At 46.5% G+C, this 18,437-nt stretch carries 12 protein-coding genes and 13 tRNA genes; 19 read left to right on the forward strand and 6 right to left on the reverse strand.

Annotation, left to right across the window (positions count from 1 at the left end):
• The first annotated feature begins 22 nt into the window (after positions 1–22).
• The 13 genes from J2T19_RS17955 to J2T19_RS18015 all read left to right on the forward strand — a co-directional run bounded on the left by J2T19_RS17955 (position 23) and on the right by J2T19_RS18015 (position 1,280).
• Positions 23–94, forward strand: a tRNA-Glu gene (locus tag J2T19_RS17955).
• Positions 95–137: 43 nt separating this feature from the next.
• Positions 138–213: transfer RNA gene (locus J2T19_RS17960), tRNA-Val, on the forward strand.
• A gap of 18 nt (positions 214–231) precedes the next feature.
• Positions 232–305 (forward strand) — tRNA-Met (locus tag J2T19_RS17965).
• A gap of 25 nt (positions 306–330) precedes the next feature.
• Positions 331–408 (forward strand) — tRNA-Asp (locus J2T19_RS17970).
• 25 nt (positions 409–433) lie between these two features.
• A tRNA-Thr gene (locus J2T19_RS17975) sits at positions 434–509 on the forward strand.
• A 96-nt stretch (positions 510–605) separates the two neighbouring features.
• Positions 606–681: transfer RNA gene (locus J2T19_RS17980), tRNA-His, on the forward strand.
• A 9-nt stretch (positions 682–690) separates the two neighbouring features.
• Positions 691–765, forward strand: a tRNA-Gln gene (locus J2T19_RS17985).
• Between the two features lie 7 nt (positions 766–772).
• Positions 773–845 (forward strand) — tRNA-Lys (locus J2T19_RS17990).
• A gap of 12 nt (positions 846–857) precedes the next feature.
• A tRNA-Leu gene (locus tag J2T19_RS17995) sits at positions 858–945 on the forward strand.
• Between the two features lie 8 nt (positions 946–953).
• Positions 954–1,028, forward strand: a tRNA-Gly gene (locus tag J2T19_RS18000).
• Between the two features lie 5 nt (positions 1,029–1,033).
• A tRNA-Arg gene (locus tag J2T19_RS18005) sits at positions 1,034–1,110 on the forward strand.
• 15 nt (positions 1,111–1,125) lie between these two features.
• Positions 1,126–1,199 (forward strand) — tRNA-Pro (locus J2T19_RS18010).
• A 10-nt stretch (positions 1,200–1,209) separates the two neighbouring features.
• Positions 1,210–1,280: transfer RNA gene (locus J2T19_RS18015), tRNA-Gly, on the forward strand.
• 413 nt (positions 1,281–1,693) lie between these two features.
• On the opposite strand, the gene J2T19_RS18020 is transcribed toward J2T19_RS18015, so the two are convergent.
• Positions 1,694–2,557 (reverse strand): CYTH domain-containing protein, encoded by an 864-nt coding sequence (locus tag J2T19_RS18020; protein ID WP_307218100.1) that lies wholly within the window; start codon positions 2,555–2,557, stop codon positions 1,694–1,696.
• 212 nt (positions 2,558–2,769) lie between these two features.
• Positions 2,770–3,672: a LysR substrate-binding domain-containing protein gene (locus tag J2T19_RS18025; RefSeq protein WP_307218102.1), complete on the reverse strand. Its 903-nt coding sequence runs from the start codon at positions 3,670–3,672 to the stop codon at positions 2,770–2,772.
• 358 nt (positions 3,673–4,030) lie between these two features.
• Here J2T19_RS18025 and J2T19_RS18030 point away from each other — a divergent pair, with 358 nt between their 5' ends.
• Genes J2T19_RS18030 through J2T19_RS18045 form a run of 4 tightly spaced genes read left to right on the forward strand, consistent with a single transcriptional unit; the run spans position 4,031 to position 9,493 of the window.
• On the forward strand, positions 4,031–5,044 hold the full coding sequence (locus J2T19_RS18030) for an ABC transporter ATP-binding protein (RefSeq protein WP_307218104.1): 1,014 nt from the start codon (positions 4,031–4,033) through the stop codon (positions 5,042–5,044).
• A 45-nt stretch (positions 5,045–5,089) separates the two neighbouring features.
• Complete coding sequence (locus J2T19_RS18035; RefSeq protein ID WP_307218106.1) at positions 5,090–6,163, forward strand: ABC transporter substrate-binding protein; 1,074 nt, start codon at positions 5,090–5,092, stop codon at positions 6,161–6,163.
• Position 6,164: 1 nt separating this feature from the next.
• Entirely contained in the window at positions 6,165–7,835 is a 1,671-nt protein-coding gene (locus J2T19_RS18040) for an ABC transporter permease (protein WP_307218109.1), read from the forward strand.
• Positions 7,832–9,493, forward strand: coding sequence for an MBL fold metallo-hydrolase (locus tag J2T19_RS18045; RefSeq protein WP_307218111.1), 1,662 nt, complete (start codon positions 7,832–7,834; stop codon positions 9,491–9,493). The genes J2T19_RS18040 and J2T19_RS18045 overlap by 4 nt, the downstream gene beginning before the upstream one ends.
• A 177-nt stretch (positions 9,494–9,670) precedes the next feature.
• On the opposite strand, the gene J2T19_RS18050 is transcribed toward J2T19_RS18045, so the two are convergent.
• Genes J2T19_RS18050 through J2T19_RS18060 form a run of 3 tightly spaced genes read right to left on the reverse strand, consistent with a single transcriptional unit; the run spans position 9,671 to position 12,517 of the window.
• Complete coding sequence (locus J2T19_RS18050; protein WP_307218113.1) at positions 9,671–10,231, reverse strand: GerMN domain-containing protein; 561 nt, start codon at positions 10,229–10,231, stop codon at positions 9,671–9,673.
• 36 nt (positions 10,232–10,267) lie between these two features.
• Positions 10,268–11,680, reverse strand: a complete 1,413-nt coding sequence (locus J2T19_RS18055; protein ID WP_307218115.1) for an N-acetylmuramoyl-L-alanine amidase family protein — start codon at positions 11,678–11,680, stop codon at positions 10,268–10,270.
• 12 nt (positions 11,681–11,692) lie between these two features.
• A complete protein-coding gene (locus tag J2T19_RS18060; RefSeq protein WP_307218117.1) occupies positions 11,693–12,517 on the reverse strand; it encodes a hypothetical protein in 825 nt (274 codons plus the stop codon).
• Positions 12,518–12,812: 295 nt separating this feature from the next.
• Between J2T19_RS18060 and nagZ the strand changes: the two genes are divergently transcribed.
• Entirely contained in the window at positions 12,813–14,486 is a 1,674-nt protein-coding gene (gene nagZ / locus J2T19_RS18065) for a beta-N-acetylhexosaminidase (protein ID WP_307218119.1), read from the forward strand.
• Positions 14,487–14,689: 203 nt separating this feature from the next.
• Here nagZ and J2T19_RS18070 read toward each other — a convergent pair whose 3' ends face one another.
• Positions 14,690–16,123 carry a serine hydrolase domain-containing protein gene (locus J2T19_RS18070; protein WP_307218120.1) on the reverse strand — a complete coding sequence of 478 codons (1,434 nt, stop codon included), beginning with the start codon at positions 16,121–16,123 and terminating at the stop codon, positions 14,690–14,692.
• 237 nt (positions 16,124–16,360) lie between these two features.
• On the opposite strand from J2T19_RS18070, the gene J2T19_RS18075 reads away from it, so the two are divergent.
• Positions 16,361–18,334 (forward strand): methyl-accepting chemotaxis protein, encoded by a 1,974-nt coding sequence (locus J2T19_RS18075; RefSeq protein ID WP_307218123.1) that lies wholly within the window; start codon positions 16,361–16,363, stop codon positions 18,332–18,334.
• Positions 18,335–18,437: the final 103 nt, after the last annotated feature.

Consider the following 18,437-nt stretch of genomic DNA (forward strand, 5'->3'; position numbering starts at 1 on the left):
CGCCAGATAATTTTTTTAGCAAGGCCCGTTGGTCAAGGGGTTAAGACACCTCCCTTTCACGGAGGTAACAGGGGTTCGAATCCCCTACGGGTCATAACAATTTTTATTGTTTCAATGAGGGATGAGAATCCTGATATGGAGGCTTAGCTCAGCTGGGAGAGCATCTGCCTTACAAGCAGAGGGTCGGGGGTTCGATCCCCTCAGCCTCCACCATATATTTTTTTCTAACGACGCGGGGTGGAGCAGCCCGGTAGCTCGTCGGGCTCATAACCCGAAGGCCGCAGGTTCAAATCCTGCCCCCGCAATTATACTTTCTCACGAAAGTGATCTGGAACCGTGGTGTAGTTGGCCTAACATGCCTGCCTGTCACGCAGGAGATCGCGGGTTCGAATCCCGTCGGTTCCGCCATTTTTAAAATTTTACCTTACACCTTGCCGGTGTAGCTCAACTGGTAGAGCAACTGACTTGTAATCAGTAGGTTGGGGGTTCAAGTCCTCTCGCCGGCACCATTTATACCTTAACATCTGAGTCTGGATTAGCGTGTATATTTAAGATAAAGATGGGTATACTGAATTACTCTAAGCAAGTTATGAGATGTAACTATGGCGATCGTGGCGAAGTGGTTAACGCACCGGTTTGTGGATCCGGCATTCGGGGGTTCAATTCCCCTCGATCGCCCCATTATCTCATTGGGGATTAGCCAAGCGGTAAGGCAACGGACTTTGACTCCGTCATGCATAGGTTCAAATCCTATATCCCCAGCCATTTACTTGAGTCATTAGCTCAGTTGGTAGAGCACCTGACTTTTAATCAGGGTGTCGAAGGTTCGAGCCCTTCATGACTCACTTTTATATTTTGCGGTCGTGGCGGAATTGGCAGACGCGCACGGTTCAGGTCCGTGTGGGCTAACCCCCCGTGGAGGTTCGAGTCCTCTCGACCGCACCAATTATTATGCGGAAGTGGCTCAGCGGTAGAGCATCGCCTTGCCAAGGCGAGGGTCGCGGGTTCGATTCCCGTCTTCCGCTCCATATTTGCGCCCTTAGCTCAGCTGGATAGAGCGTTTGACTACGAATCAAAAGGCCGGGAGTTCGAATCTCTCAGGGCGCGCCATTATTTTTTTTGTATCGGGATGTAGCTCAGCTTGGTAGAGCACCTGGTTTGGGACCAGGGGGTCGCATGTTCAAATCGTGTCATCCCGATTTTACTTGTGCGGGTGTAGTTCAATGGTAGAACTTTAGCCTTCCAAGCTAATAGCGTGGGTTCGATTCCCATCACCCGCTTATTGTAATAAATGAAAAGGCTCTTGCGCTTAGCAAGGGCTTTTTATTTGTATAAAATGATATTTTCTAATGACAATGTTGGACGATTTCATTCCGTATTTGTGTAGCGTGATGCGCCAAACGAATTACACCGCGCTCTAATGATTAACCATCTCTAAATCCTAAGTGGATAAAATAATACACCACACGATTAAAATAAAAGGACATGAACTGGATTGAACTCCAATGCATGTCCTTTTACGTTTATCTCTACAAAGTTTGTCTTTAAATGGTACACGAATTGGAATCCTTACCTGAACCTTAATTTGTGCCTCAATTCGTACCTCAACTCGACCTTAACTCATACTTATACTATATGCTTACTCTTCCCTAATTCTTGACTCAACTTGTCTGTACCTTGCTATATCAGCAACTCAGTATCTCTCCAGAATAAGCTGTGTTTTCAGGCCATCTGCTGGAAGGAGCCACTGTTTGTTTTCAAGTACCTGCATGAATTGATTACGGAGATCTGATACAGTTGAAGCATTATCTGTTTTGAAGGAGACCTCAACAATGTTCTCTACTCCAGTACCAGCTGCATCACGGATAGGCCATACCTCTAAGGTCATCTCTTGTCCATTCCATGTTCCTTTGTACCGTTGGAAAGTAACTGGACCATACACACGGGAGTCAGTTAACTTTTGTTTGCCCCAGTTGGAGGAAGACCATTTGTTCAACTTACCCGGCAGCTTGTCCAACAACATCTTCAATGCTTCTTGATCTGAAGGCAGGTTAATGCCACTATTTTTCGGGGAATCTACTTTTTTGGTATTAGAGAAGCTAAGTGTTTGTTTGCCATATCCCCAGTCGATCTCAGCTTCATAGTTATCATCTGAAGAATCGAATCCTTCTTGGTTAGCCAGTGTAAGAGCCGCATTTACATCGCCATTGATGATAGGATAGCGCTTCTTGTACGTCAGTTCATAATTATTTTTATCTTCTTTCTTGCGAAAACGCACATTCCAACCTTCTTCGTTCAGCTCCAGCGCATTGGTGTCAAAGTATTCTGTCTGTATAGCCGTTGGAGTGGAATCAAGACCAAGCGTCTGCACAACTTCAGTACGTGGAGTACCATCTGCATTCAATACCAGTTCGGGTTTAGCCAAAAATTTAACCTCATATGCAGGAACCGCATTTGCTGCAGCAGAGGCCTGTGGTGCTTCCAGTACCGTAAGTCCACTTCCCAATGTCACGATGCTCAGCATCAACGACGCCGTTACCTTTTTCCACTTTTTCAAAACCAATCACTCCCTAGGCTGATTTATTGTACAGACCCAACTTTATCGTTCGAGTATGTCGAAGTGATTAACGGGAGAAGCACTTTGCGTTAACCCTGCATAGATTTGATGAATGGCGAACGAGAGTTTCTCTAGGTGATCTGTTGACAGCATCATAGGAATCTGTGATCAGAGTGTACAACGTTAAATGTCTATATCTGGATTAACTTTATTTAGGTTACCTCTGCCTCTAGACTCCATTCTCGCAAAACTTCCTCGAAACGTTTGATCTGAACAGAAGGGTGCCGATCCTTATTATGAACCGTATAAATATGGCGAGGTGCCTGTTCCCCCGGAATCGGAAGAACCCGAATGAGCCCCTGTTGTTCCTCCCACTGTACAGCCATTCGTGACATGAACGAGATATGTCCCCCAAGGAGAACGAGTTGTTTGATTGCTTCCAACGAATCCATCTCAACCGTTCCACGTAATCGCACCTCATGCTGCTCCAGCCATTGATTCGTCAAACGGCGTGTGCTGGATTCGTGACCATGCAGGGCAAACGGCACTTGGGCAATATGTTCAGGCTGTACATCCTCCCGTTGAACCAAGGCATGCTGAGGCGCACAGATCAGCACGAGATCATCTTCACACAATGTCTCTGTCTGTAGCTGCGAGCCGACAAACGGCTCAGATGAAATGATCCCTAGATCAATCTGATGTCGAACTAACATATCTCGGATGACAGGAGAGGGTTTAACCGACAAATGAATTCGAATGCCAGGAAACTCATGAGAGAAAGCATTAAGGATCGGCGGTAATAGATACGTTGCAGGTACATAACTTGCTCCAATGTGCAAGGTTCCCCGGTAGAGACTGTCATATTCCCGCACGACTCGGCGAGCCTCTTGGGTGAGGGCATTGATTTTGACTGAATAATGGAGCAACGCTTGTCCAGCCTCGGTCAGAAATGTTTTTCCACTCCGTGATTCAAATAACCGCACACCCATTTCTTCTTCTAATGACTTCATATGAAATGTAACCGTAGGCTGCTTAATACCTAAAATCTCAGCAACGCTCGTCATGTGATGATGTTTATCAATCAACTCAACGATCTGTAATTTGATCAGATTCAATGGATACTCACTCCTCTCAGTTCTATAAATCTCTAGTTCGTAAGTTAGCTATTAACCTAGCCCCAACGAACAAAGCCTAACAAGAACAAGCAATCCAACCTCAACCTCAACCTCAACTTCAACCCAAAACCTCAAACCTCAAACCTTAGATACTCAGGTTCTCAAAACAAACCTTCCTGGTGCTCTATCCTTGCAAAAGGCAGTGAAAATATCATTAGTTGACCCTTATATAGATTTAATCTATGAACATCAACAGAATTCATCTAAAAAGTTAATTATCATTTTACATTCCTAACATACAACTCTCGAAGGTGAACGTTAGACTGATAATAGTACTAGAAGACAGGCAGGGATGCTTATGAAATTAGAAATACGACAGGTTCAAAAATCATTCAATCGTACTCCGGCGTTACTACCTACTGATCTCATACTAGAGCATGGTCAGTTTACAACACTGCTCGGCCCATCAGGCTGCGGTAAGACAACATTGCTGCGTATGCTGGCTGGGCTTGAACAACCGGATGCAGGAGCCATATATGCAGACGGACAGTGTATCTACTCAGCAGAGAAGCGGATCGATGTGCCAACGCATAAGCGGAATCTGGGCATGGTGTTTCAGGACTTCGCCTTGTGGCCGCATATGACGGTATATGAAAATGTTGCGTTTGGCTTAAGGGCTGGTAAACAGAAGTCCGATCTGCGACAAAAAGTAAAAGAAGCACTCGACATGGTACGCCTGCAAGGGATGGAGGATCGTTATCCTCACCAGTTGTCCGGTGGACAGCAACAGCGGGTTGCTTTTGCCAGAGCCGTGGCCGTTCGACCTGGTGTGATCTTGTTCGACGAACCGTTAAGCGCACTGGATGCTGTACTACGGGAAGAGATGCGAATTGAGATGATGTCACTGGTACGAGATATGGGCTTGACGGCACTGTATGTAACACATGATCAGGTCGAAGCGATGTCTATGTCGGACGAGATTGTGGTGATGGAGAAGGGGCGAATATTGCAAAAAGGCAGTCCAGAAACCATTTACGCTACACCGAGCGAGCCGTTTGTTGCTTCATTTATCGGTAAATCGAATTGGCTGACGCCGAATCAATCTATGGTTCGACCGGAGTATGTCTCCTGGAACAAGATCAATCATGACGATCTCCGGTATCACGGGGTCGTGCTCAGTGTTAGTTATGTAGGTGAGCGTTATGAGGTTCGGGTGCAAATGGATGGGCTGGGCATTTGGACAGCATATCGGAACAATAGAGTAGGTATAGGCGAGCAGGTAGATCTCTATGTGCCTCCTGAGCGCATACATCGAATGAATATAGAAGGCGAGACAAGCTTTACGAGAAACAAGATCGCAGCAGTAAATTAAGTGATTGACCACGACTATAAAACCAACCAAGGGAGATGTCATGATATGTTTGGAATGAATACACGTAAGAAAAGCGCAATGCTGATTTTATCCGCGGTAATGAGTATCAGTTTGTTTGGATGTAGCACAGGTAACACGACTACAGGCTCAGCGGCTCAACCGGCAGGTGAGGGTAACACGGCAGCTGCTGCAGAAACAACGGATAAAACAGGCGGGAAGCTGGTATTGTATAGCGCAGGGCCACAGAAGCTGGCTGATAATATTGTAAGTGGATTTACTGCAAAAACCGGCATTGAGGTGGAAATGTTCCAAGGAACTACAGGCAAAATCCTAGCTCGGATGGAAGCTGAAAAATCAAATCCAGTAGCGGATGTAGTCATTCTCGCTTCTTTACCTTCAGCACAGGCATTGAAAGCAGATGGATTAACCTTGCCTTACCCAGAAGCGGCGAACGCTGATAAATTGAACAAGGATTGGTCTGATGCCGATGGTAACTATTTCAGCAGCAGTGCATCTGCTCTAGGAATCGTCTACAATACCAAGCTTGTATCTACACCGCCTACTTCATGGGCTGAGCTCGCTACACCTGCATGGAAAGATGCAGTGAACATTCCCGATCCTACACTCTCAGGATCAGCACTGGACTTTATCACAGGTTACTTGAGTGCAAATGGAGACAAGGGTTGGGATCTGCTAAGCAGTTACAAAGCGAACGGCGTAGCCATGGCTGGCGCGAACCAAGAAGCACTTGATCCAGTTATTACGGGTGCGAAAAGCATCGTAGCAGCGGGTGTAGATTACATGGCGTATTCCTCCAAAGCAAAAGGTGAGCCACTGGACATTGTGTACCCTGAAGAGGGAACAGTGATTAGCCCAAGACCGGCAGCTATTTTGAAATCAAGCCCGAATGTGGATAATGCCAAAGCATTTATTGACTATCTCTTGTCCGATGAAGCACAAAAGCTGGTTGCCGATGCCTACCTGATTCCAGGACGTGAAGATATTGAAGCGACCAATCGCGCAAACGTGAAAGACATTCCACAGCTTAAGGTGGATTGGGCTTGGATGAGTGAGCATGGAGATGAGACGGCAGCACGCTTCTCTGAAATCTTCAAATAAGATGAATAATCAAACTATTCTACGGAGGGTCGGCGTGATTCTGGCCCTCTTTCTGTTGACGGTAAGCATCGGCGTACCCCTGCTTTTTATTTTCTGGCAAAGTATATATCCCGATGGCCAGTGGGACTGGACGGCTCCTATTCGTACGATCACAGGGCATCATTTGTCTGGGGTGTTGCTTAACTCGGTTTGGCTTGGTATCTGTGTAGTGATGGTAACAACACTGCTCGCCTTGCCGCTTGCCTGGATGATGTCTAAGACTCGAATGGGTCAGCATCGCTGGGTAGACGTCATCTTGATGATTCCGTTTATGACTCCACCATACATCGGCTCGATGGGCTGGATACTATTCATGCAAAAAGGGGGCTATCTCCAGCAATGGATTCCCTCGGCTTCGAAATGGAGTGAGCTGTTCTTCAGTTTCTGGGGAATGGTGCTCATTATGAGCCTGCATCTATTTCCGTTCCTATACTTGCTGCTACGAGATGCATTAATTCGCATCGGCGGCAATCTAGAAGAAGCGGGAGCAGTACACGGTGCAACTGCGGGATATCGATTCCGCCGTATTATTCTTCCATTGTTACTGTCTTCCTACGGAATGGGGATCATGCTGGTATTTGTCAAAACCATTGCAGAATTCGGAACACCCGCCACCTTCGGCAGAAAGATTGGTTATTACGTGATGACTTCTGAGATTCATAAGTATATCTCCAGTTGGCCGATTGATTTTGGCAAGGCAACTTCACTCGCTTCCATCTTGTTGTCGGTCTGTCTCGTCATGTGGTACATGCAATCTACGATGTCCCGTAAGTTCACTTACCGCTTAATAGGAGGAAAGGGGCAACGTTCCAAGCACTATACTCTCCGAGGCTGGACGGGGGTGCTCTGTGGTTCGTACCTTGCCCTGCTCTTGATTCTTTCTGTGGGCATTCCGTATTTCTCCATTATTGCGGCTTCAACGATGAAGTTACGCGGAGCCGGACTGGCTTGGGATAACCTAACGCTGGAGCATTACCGTGATCTCTTGTCGTGGGGCTCTGTTAGTATGAAGGCAATCGGAAATAGCTTAGGGTTGTCACTCGCAGCTTCAACGGTAGCGGTGTTCATTGGTACGGGGCTTGCGCTAACGATCGGCAAATCATCTTCATGGATGCAGCGTATCATCGATTTGTTCAGCCTATTGCCGAACACTGTGCCGGGGATCGTCATGGTTGTGGGGCTGATTTTGTTCTGGAATTCACCTTGGATGCCATTCACGCTCTATAACACCTATGGCATGGTTGTTCTGACCTATGTCGTGCTGTTCCTTCCTTACACCGTGCAATATGTAAAATCAAGCTTTACCCAAATTGATGGATCATTATTTCAGGCAGGTCAAGTATTTGGCGGCAAGCCGCTGTACATCCTACGACGTATTCTTGTACCCTTAATTATCCCGGGCATGCTTGCTGGGTGGATGATGACCTTTACGATTGCGACAAGAGAACTGGTCGCCTCGTTATTAATTCTTCCGCCGTCGATGCAGACATCGGCGACATATATTTTTGCCCAGTTTGAACAAGGTCAGGTTTCATTGGGGATGGCGATGGCAGTTGTTACTGTAGGTATGACGGTACTTATGCTACTTGGGATCGAAATTCTGAATTCGAAGAGAAAGTGGAATGCATCATGATCAAACTGAACGTATGGGGCGGTGCTGGAGAACATGGCCGCTCTGCGTATCTCCTTAGCGGGAGTACACAACGTCTATTACTGGATTGTGGCGTCAAAAAAGGTGGAGCTGGGGAGTATCCGCTCCTTGATAAAAACATTATACCGCAGTTGGATGCAGTGTTACTGTCTCATGCACATGAGGATCACTCTGTTGCTATTCCTCTGCTGTATAACCTTGGATATCAGGGAGAAGTGTGGACGACACGAGAGACTCGGGAACAGCTGGACACGTACTTTAAGGCATGGCGAAATAATACGGAACGTGCAGGGTATGCTGTACCCTATGAAGAGAGTGACGTGCAGTCTATCCGTTATCGCTATTTGGAACAAGAGGCAGCGCGTGGAGTTTGGTTTGAGCTTATCTCTGGCGTGTGGGCGATCTGGGGACGTACGGGTCATCTCGCGGGTTCGGTGTGGTTTGCCATTGAGATGGAGGATCAGCGCATATTTTACTCCGGCGACTATACCTCTGAATCCATGCTACTACAGGAAGATGATCCTTTAGAGACTTTACGTGGGGCAGGCCGATTGCATAGCTCGCTGAGGAGCAAATCAATGCGCAGTCGGGTAGATCATACAGCGTTTAGGAGCAACATCGCTGTGGGTCAGGAAGCCGAGTTTGTAGGTGTTCAAAGGGGCAATGTGTCCACAGCTACGCCATTTGGTGAAATGGAGCAACCTGCAGTCTCTTCTCTTGCTCATGAACCGGTAGCAATGGACGATAAGCGGTCCATGAACTGGCGATCAGCTCCAGCACCTAAGGCAGCGGAGGCAATAGCTCCTAGTGAGAGTAGAATACTACCGGTACAGTCTATGCAACCGTGGGGGGAGATGCTGGATCTCGCGATCATGGATGCTGCATACGGAACAGACCGAGACACGCAGGCTGATAAGTTGCAACAGTTAGACCATGCGATTCGCGAGACGATTGCGCGTGACGGGAAAGTGTTGTTGCCTATGCCTGTGGTAGGACGTGGGCAGGAGATCATGTTATGGGCAGAGCAGCAGTACCCTGGCATTCCTCTATTCGTCGAACAGGGGTTAATGAAGGGAATGAAGCAACTTCTACATTCACCATACTGGTTGAGAGAGAACGAATCATCTAACAAGGGATTACTGACCGAAGCAATTATGGAATGCTTGAACGGATCAAGATGGCAGACCCCTGTGACACAAGATGAGCGCGAGCAATGGTTGAAGCGGAACACAGCCTCACTATGGTTTATACCAGATGGGATGATGCAATCCGCTCTTGCTCGCTGGTATTATAGCCAGTTAGCTGGAGATGAGAACAATATGGTGCTGCTTACTGGCCATGTGTCGGAGGGAACCTATGCAGATCAATTATCGCAAGCTCCTGAAGAGCATGGGAAATGTGAAGTACGGAAGGTTCGTTACAAGGTTCATCAAGGGTGGCTGGATGTGGAAAGAATGATCCGTAGACTTCCTGCACGACACACGATTCTTGTGCACACCAATCGCGAAGAGACGGATAAACTTCGGGATCATCTTCTAAGCGAAGATATGCTCAGTGAAGCTAGGTTAAGTGAAGCTGAAGGAGCTATGCCTGGTCAGATGATTCATTCTCTATCACCTGGGGATGAGCTTGTGGTGTGATTGGTGAGTGCGAATTAGATAGGCAGTGAGAGATTATTGAAATGAGTGAGAAAACGAGAACGCCCTTACTTGGGCGTTCTTTCTTTTACCTCATGAAAATAAAAAAACACGATGATAAGTGTTGCTTATCATCGTGTCTGCAAATGATTCATACATGAATTATCAATTCTTTTTCAACTATGGTGTACGTTGAATGGGGTGCTCTAGTTCAGAATGACCCATCAAGCTCTCGGATGCTTCACCATCCACTAACACATCAATACTGTTGACTTCATCGAATTGAAACATCGTTTGTGTCAATGCATCAAGTGCAAGCAGTTCTCCACTGGATCCCAGGTTGGCTTCCTCTGGAATATGGACATCTAACGTGAGTGCCCCATCCTCAAACGTTGTGGAGAGCAGCTCCACCTGATCCCATAAGGAAATGAGGTTAGCATCGGAGCTGTTTTGTAATGCTTCGAACGTCTTGTGATACTTCTCTGTGTCTTCCTTGAAATCAATGGTCTGCTCTTGTTGCTCCAGCTCCAGTAATTCTGCATCTGCGTAATAGACCTCCACAGCTTGTGAGGTTCTTGTCTCTGGTTCTACCGTGGTTTCCGCTGGGCTCGGGGATTGTCCCTGTCCTTGCACACTGCTCGGTTCATTCGATCCGGATTCAGTGACAGGCTTTTGAGCACAACCGATTCCAACAATCATTAAGATGGACAAGATGAGTGCGCATCCTAGCTTAGCTTTCAATCGAGCACATCCCTTCGAAGTGATATTCAATATAATTTAGAGCCCGAGGTATTCCTTGATTCCATCCACAATCGCTTGAGCAGCCTTCATCTGCATATCCTCGGATAAAAGAGCAGTCTCCTCCTCCGCATTACTGAGGAAGCCGAGTTCTAACAGCACCGCAGGCATCTTAGTGTTTCGAATGACTTCTAGATTCCCATTTTTCACACCGCGGTCTTTAAGGCCCATGGCTTGAATCAAATGTTTATGGATAACGTTCGCCAGATCCTTGCTATTGCTGCGTTGATAATAAAATGTCTCTGTTCCTGATACTTTGGGAGCGGACTCTACACTATTGCCATGAATGGATACAAACACATCTGCATTCAGATCATTGGCAAGTTTGACACGTTCAGGGCGTGTTGGATACACATCCGTATCACGTGTCATGACCAGTTGAATGTTCTCCTCTTGTAGAAGGAGTGCTTGTACTTTCAACCCTACAGCGAGGGTGAAATCCTTCTCAGGTTTGTTCGTAATGCTTATTGTTCCTGGATCACTTCCGCCATGCCCAGGATCAATGACGACCACTTTGCGACCTGGTTCACCTACTGGCGTGACAATGACCGGAATGACGTTCTCACCAGAAACGTTCAGGTCCACTATGAGTTTACCAGCGACTTGCTCTTGGCTGAACTGAACACTTTTTACTTGATTCAATTCAACAACAATCCGGACTTGACCTGGATCTTTTTTGAACAGTGAATATCTTACATCGGTCACATTCGGGAATCCACTCACATCTAACTTTCCATTCATCCCCTGATCCAGAGGTTGGGTCATATCGCCAAATACGGTTCCAGGCAAGTCAACCACCAGCCGGTCGGGGTTCTTCAATGTGGTAATAATCGGTTGCACATCTTGATCCATAGATACCACGAGTTGGTTGTTTGTAAACAGGATATCTGTCACTTGGGCTAGGGTAGAGCTATCATTTTGCCCTGGATCTGTGTTGGGTTCTTGGGCAGGGGTCTTGATGGTATTGACTAAGTATACGATTTTCTCTTGGTTGTTCCACTTCACCGTTAATCCCATCTGTTCACTGACAAATCGAATCGGTACTACGACTGTATTGTTAATAATCTGCGGGGCGGTATTTAAACTTACTTCCTTGTCACCCACCATAGCTTGCTTCTGATTAACGGTTAAAGCGAGTATTTGGTTATCTTGTCGAATCTTCACTTGGCTTGCTTTCTGATTCCAGTCGACCTGGAATTTTAGATTTTCGGCAACAACCCGGATGGGGATCATCACGTTTTTATTGACGATTGTGACTTGAACATCATTAGGTAGATTTAACTGCTCACCATCCAAAAAAATCTTTGACGTGTTCGCTGCAGCATGCCCTGGACTTGGGAGTAAGAACAGCACGAACAGACTCATCCATAAGAGTAGCAAGGTCTTCTTCATTACACACCTCTATTATTTAGATCTAAGAGCTTGATTAAGCTTGATCCATTCTTGGAATTCTTGTCGTTTCATTTTCTTCACGGGCTTTACCTTGTTACTAGCTAACGTGTATCTATACAAAATAAATTGGTCTGATGGATACTCACTGATGTAATCTAGCCATGTGCCGTCCTTTTGCCACAAGATCAGTGAGGTCGTGATGTAGTTCGTTGTCCTTGGCAGCTTCATCAGGCGGTCTTGTTGCGCATTGTAGATGGATATGGTGCTTTTGGAAGTGTCTCCGTAAGAGAAGGCGATCTGATCCTCGGAAGCTGCCCATGCATAAGCGGTAATCGTTTCTACGTTTTTCTGACCAGCCTGGTGTAATCGATCCTGAAGATTCCGCCATTCGCCCGTTTCAAGGTTCAGGAGAATCAATGAACTTCCTGCGCTACGTTCTGCTTGTATGGCAATCCATGCCTTCGAGTCGGAGGCAGTGACACTTGTAATCTGAAGCAGCTTGTCCTCCCAATCGCTAGTTTGCATCGTATACTGCTGTTTCCCTTGGGTGACGACAATGGATTGAATGACATGTTGCTCAAAAGCTGGAACGTCTTCCCGCTGAGTAGAAGTTGTGGTTAAGGTAACGTTTCCCCCCTTCCAATGGAGGGGATTGCTGCTACTTTTTTGGAACGTATGGTTACTGGCATACACAGATGGAGCGGTCGTAGCACTTAGAACGGAGTTGGAGGTCACAGACTCGGATAGGTTCTGTTTAGCGTCCACGACAGAAGGTTCTGTAGTCGTCAATCCTGCTAAGAGCACGCCGACCAATAACCAGCCAGTCACATTTTGCATCGCATCATCTCCTTCATTACCTATGGATTGCAAACATACAATTATAATTCCATAATATCCCTACATAGTATAAACGGTAAAATTGTAAAAATGTTTCTATATGGAATTGATTCATGTGATCAATATTTAAAAGTTTGTATATCATCAATTGATTAACGCTTTAATGCATCCTTCAGTCAGTAAGATATATATTTAATGGATCAAACAGACAAACAGATGTAGGATATGGACATACGCTCTAATTAATTTCATATTTTCATACGATGAATACTGGTTTATCGGGAGGGGAATGGAGATGAGTGAGCAAGGGGAAAGGGTTCGAAGTATTCTGCAGTCTATGAGTTTACAGGAAAAAGTTGGGCAAATATTATTGATTGGATTCCATGGCACGGAAGCTGCCGGAGATATTGAAGCGTTCATTCAGCAGTACCCGGTTGGTGGCGTGATATATTTTGCGCGTAACGTAGAATCGCCCGAGCAGGTACAGCAACTGTCAGAGGGATTACAGAGCATTTCTTCCACAAGTAACCATACTCCACTCTGGATTTCCATTGATCAGGAGGGCGGTATGGTATCCAGGATTACGGAGGGGATTGCGTTAATGCCCGGACAGATGGCGATTGCTGCTGCTGGTTGCCAGGATGATGCTTATCAAGCGGCATATATTAGCGGAATAGAGTTGAGATCTATGGGGATTAACATGAATTTTGCTCCCGTCCTGGACGTTAATAATAATGCGGCTAACCCTGTCATTGGTGTGCGCTCATATGGTGAGAATGCTGATATCGTAGCAGATTACGGAGTTAGAGCTGTAACGGGTTACCAAAATGCTGGAGTTGTAGCGACAGCTAAGCATTTCCCAGGTCATGGGGATACCGATACGGATTCCCATCTTGATCTACCCATTATTCCTCATGACCGAGAGCGGATGAACCGAGTTGAGCTGGTTCCCTTTCGAGCCGCTATAGCAGCAGGTGTGGATGCAGTTATGTCAGCACATATTTATTTTCCTGCACTCGAATCAGAGCGTCTACCTGTCACCTTATCACGATCCGTACTTCACGGTTTGCTCCGCAAGGAATTTGGTTATGAGGGTATGATTGTAACAGACTGTATGGAGATGGATGCCATTGCTGTACACTATGGAACGGTTGAAGCGGCAGTCATGGCTGTAGAAGCTGGAGCAGATCTGGTACTCATTAGTCACACGCCGAGGTTACAGATAGAGGCTTATGAGGCGCTAATTGCTGCGGTACAGCAGGGACGAATTAGCGAAGCACGAATCAATGAGTCGGTGATACGGCTTTTGAGTTATAAGAGTAAGCATGGTTTGTTAGACAGCAGAATGAATGCAGATAATCGAAGTGAGGATGCTAATCGATCTCTCGCACAGCCGGATATGCCCGCTATGGATACTGGAAAAGAGCGTAACAGTCCGCTCCATCAGGCTGTAGCTCAGCGGATCAGTGAGAGAAGCATCACACTTGTACGTGATCAGATTGGGATGTTACCCCTGAAAATGCAGCGTACATTGGTCATTACCGTTGCATCATCGGTGACCAGTGCTGTTGATGAACAATTAAGTGAAACATCCACGCTGGGTGCTGTATTGTCGCGTTATGGGCTGGAGGTTATTGATCTGTATGTTAATGTGGAGAATGTCTCGACTTCCTCTGCGAGTATGTTACAGGCTGCCAGAGCGCAAGAAGTGGAGCAAATTATCGTAGGCACCTACAATGCCGGAAGTCCTTCTGGTGAATCACAAGGCAGATTAATTGAAGCATTGCAGCAAATTGGAAAACCACTAGCAGTCATAGCGCTACGCAGCCCATATGATCTGCTTGCTCTACCTACCGTAAAGGTCTACGTAGCAGCTTACGAGAGCCGGCCGCTCGCGATGAATAGTGTTGCTCAAGCGCTCCTAGGTCACATTCCTTTTCAGGGGATATCACCTGTGTCGATCGAGTGAAGTGAGATAAAAACGATGATGTAGCGTACTAATGTAGAGTGTAGAGTGTGCAATAGCGTGCGTGGTTATGGCTAGTGCACACAGCAAAAAGGACGAATCCATGAGGTTCATTTCCCTGCAACATAGATCGGGAGATGGGTAACCAAGGAAACGTCCTTTTTTGATGATATATTAACTTGGGCTAATTAAAAGGAAGAGCATCATTATTGCAAATGCAGTGCTTTGGCTGTCTCTGCTTCAACCTCACTCATCAGAGTAGTCATGTCCATGCCCGCATGATTACCGAGCAAGATGATTGTGATGTCATCGGATAGATTACGAGAGAACGCAGTAGCGAAGCCACCACCACTACCGTTATGGAAAACGGTACGGTTCTGATCATTTTCTTTCAAAATCCAAGCGTAACCATAGTTTTTGCTAGAGTAGGGCTTGTACATTTGTTCAATCGTATCTTGGCTCAAGATCTGATCGGTGTAGAGCGCACGATCCCACTTCAACATATCATCCACGGTGGAGTAGATTGTTCCTGATCCCGATTGTGAAACGTAATAAGGTGCAGGCACCCAAGCGTTATTTTCGGAAACAAATCCACTGATCGTATGAACTTGACGGGAGGCTTCTCCTGAGTTTTTCATTCCGAGCGGTTTCAGAATCGTTTGTTGTACATAATCAGCGTAGCTGCTGCCGGATACTTGCTCAATGACATAGGCGAGTAACACGTAGCCGCTGTTACTGTATAGATAAGCACTGCCTGGTTCAAACTTCAGCGTTTTGTGCCGGATCTCCTCTACGGTTTCCTCCAAAGAAGTTCCTTCTCCTCGGCCAAATGCGGAAGGAATACCCGAAGTTTGGGATAACAACATATGTAGCGTAATTTTATCCCCTTCTGGAATGCCTGAGATGTACTTGGAGATCGGGTCTTGCACATCGAGCAACCCTTCTTCTGCTAAGTGCAAGATGGATGCAGCAGTGAATGACTTGCTCAGTGAAGCGATACGAGTCTTCTGATCCGGACGATTCATAGTGTGTTCATCAGCCAGGCCGTAACCTTGGCGCAGTAACACCTCGCCGTTCTTAGCAATCAATGCCATGCCAGGAAACTCAGCTTCGCGCAGATACGTATCTACACTCGCAAGTTCAGCATTTAATACGCTGACTTGGTCTGTCTTCACATTTACACTCATCTGTCCGGAGGCGGTACGTTGTACCTTGATATCTGCCTTGAGCGCATTGGCAAGCGGACGAACCGGAATCATCATTGTACCATTCACCGTCCGAGATTTAACGCCTGTAGACAGTTGAACGTGATTGACTTGAATAGAGCTGGTGCTTGCCTGATGAATGAGGGTGTCTCTTCCCACCTTAATGGTAGCTGTCTTCGTAGGTGCATCCCACTTAAGCGTACCATTTAAGGACTGTACAACATCTCGAAGCGGTACGAAGGTTGATCCTTGAAAAATAAGGGGCTGATTCTTCCAGATCTGTTCTTGACCATTCACTTCAATATGGACAGTGTTAGCCGCCTGAGCGGCCGTAGCGACATTCCCGGCCTGTCCCAGCACTGGGCTAGCACACAACATAAGTACGAGCATGATGCGAGATAACGATATAAAGAGCTTAGAAACAGGTTGTTGCACTTGCGACTTGCGTATAATTTGAATCCTCTCCTTCCAAACGTTTCATGAATAACCAGCTTTATGAGCAATTGTAAACGATCTCGAACAAGCGGTCAAAAATTAAGGATGTTCATGGAACTATATTGTAAATTGAAGGCCAATCTCCAAAATCCGAAATATTTAGTATCTATACGTAATATTTTTTGGATGTCTATCCGATAAAAAGAAGGGTGAAGAATTTAATGGAGGATAGAAATAATGAAGAAATCGATGAAAAAATGGTTTACCTTGACCGTCAAAAAACGGCTAATCGCTTCATTGCTCTTGTTCCTGATTGTACCGAGCATTAGCGTAGGCTGGTTATCCTACACGAAGGCAGCGGAGCGGGTTAACGAAGAGCTCATTCGTTCTGCAGAAGCCAAAACAGAAATGCTAAGTCTGCAAATCAATGAAATGCTTGATATGGAGAAGGATAATGCCGCACAGCTAGCTGCAGGAGTAACGTCTAGCGATGTGATTAACAAATCGCCTGCTGTGCAAAAACAGATGGATCGCATGTCTGAAAACCACGATGAACTCGCTGTACTGACTATAGGTGCTGAGGATGGTAGCTGGATGAAGTCCCCAGATCCAGGCGAGCAGATCTATGATCCACGTGAGCGGAGCTGGTACACGCAGGCTATGGCTGAATCGGAGCCTATTATCTCAGACACGTTCCAATCTGCGACAACTGGGGAATGGGTTGTGACGGCAGCGGCCAAGCTAGCCGATGGTAAAGGGGTATTTGGTGCCAATGTAAGTCTCAATCATCTGAAGGAATCGGTAGATAATATACATATCGGTAAAGAAGGTAAGCTGTACATGCTGGATAATGGAGGGAAGTTTCTTTTCCATTACAATATTGAATCTGGGGTACAGTCTGATGCAAGTTATATTAATGAGATGTACACGCAAGACCGGGGTACTGTGAAATACACCTATGAAGGTCAGGAATTACAAGCCGTATATTTCACGAATCCAGCGACGGGTTGGAAAATTGTTGGCGAGCTGGTTCCTTCTGAAGCGACTGAAGCAGTAAGACCCATTTTGATTCGGACGTACATGGTGGTAGGCGCTTCGCTATTGGTCGGTATTATTTTGCTGATCTTTATCATCCGTAGCATCCATCGTCCATTGACGCAGCTTACACAGGCGGCTTCTCAGGTGAGTGCAGGGGATCTTACCGTTCATATCGGCATGAAGCGAAATGATGAATTCGGTCACTTAGCGAATAGCTTTGACACGATGACCTCGTCTCTGCGTGAAGTTCTTGGCGAAGTTCATGGTACATCAAGTCAACTGGCAGCCTCATCGGAAGAGCTGATGGCAAGTTCAGAACAGACATCCAAAGCGACGGAGCAGGTGGCTGAGCTGATGCAAGGCGCGGCGGAAGGAACGACGAAGCAAAATCAAAGTCTTTCGGCTACAGGACAATTAGTTGGAGAGATGTCCTTAGGTGTTAAGGAAATTTCAACGAGCGCCGAAAGTACTGCACGAATTGCACTGGAAGCTTCTACGAAATCCGAGGCAGGGATGGTTACGGTAGATGGAGCGGTAGCATATATGCACCAAGTCAATGATGAGAGTAAGGCAGTTGAAGCTGTGATTGAGGATCTGCGTGCCAAAAATGATGAGATTATTCAGATTGTTACCGAGATCACGGCAATTGCTAAACAGACGAACATTCTTGCATTGAACGCAACCATTGAAGCGGCACGAGCAGGTGAGCAAGGTCGCGGCTTCGCCGTTGTTGCTAATGAAGTGAAGATACTTGCCCAGAGCTCGGGTAGTTCGGCTGAGCGTATTAATGAGCTGATGCAAGAGATGCAAGAGAAGACCAATGCGGTACAGTCGACCTTTGCTCAAACAGGCGAAAGTATGATGAAGAGCTCGCAAATGATTACAGAAGCCGGAGAGGCCTTCCAAGATATTCGGGATGCTGTTCAGCAGGTTGCAGCGCAAGCAGAGGAAGTATCGGCTGCCTCCCGTCAGATTGATGGTGGAATGGGGCATGTAACCAAAGCGGTGAATGACACGATCATTCTGTCGGATCAGATTGCCTCAGGAACCGAGGATGGTTCAGCCGCTGCGCAGGAACAGCTGGCGACGATGGAAGAGGTTGCGGCGTCCTCTGCGGCTCTGTCCCGTATGGCAGAGGATCTTCAGAGTATGATTGAACGTTTCAAACTATAGAACGCGTTGTAGAAAAAGATATGTAAGGCTGTGGGGTTATAACCCTACAGCCTTTTTTGATCTCCAGCTTATAAGCTGACGAGAGAACTACCTTCTGGATACA

The organism is Paenibacillus tundrae (assembly GCF_030812775.1).
GTDB classification, from domain to species: Bacteria; Bacillota; Bacilli; order Paenibacillales; family Paenibacillaceae; genus Paenibacillus; species Paenibacillus tundrae_A.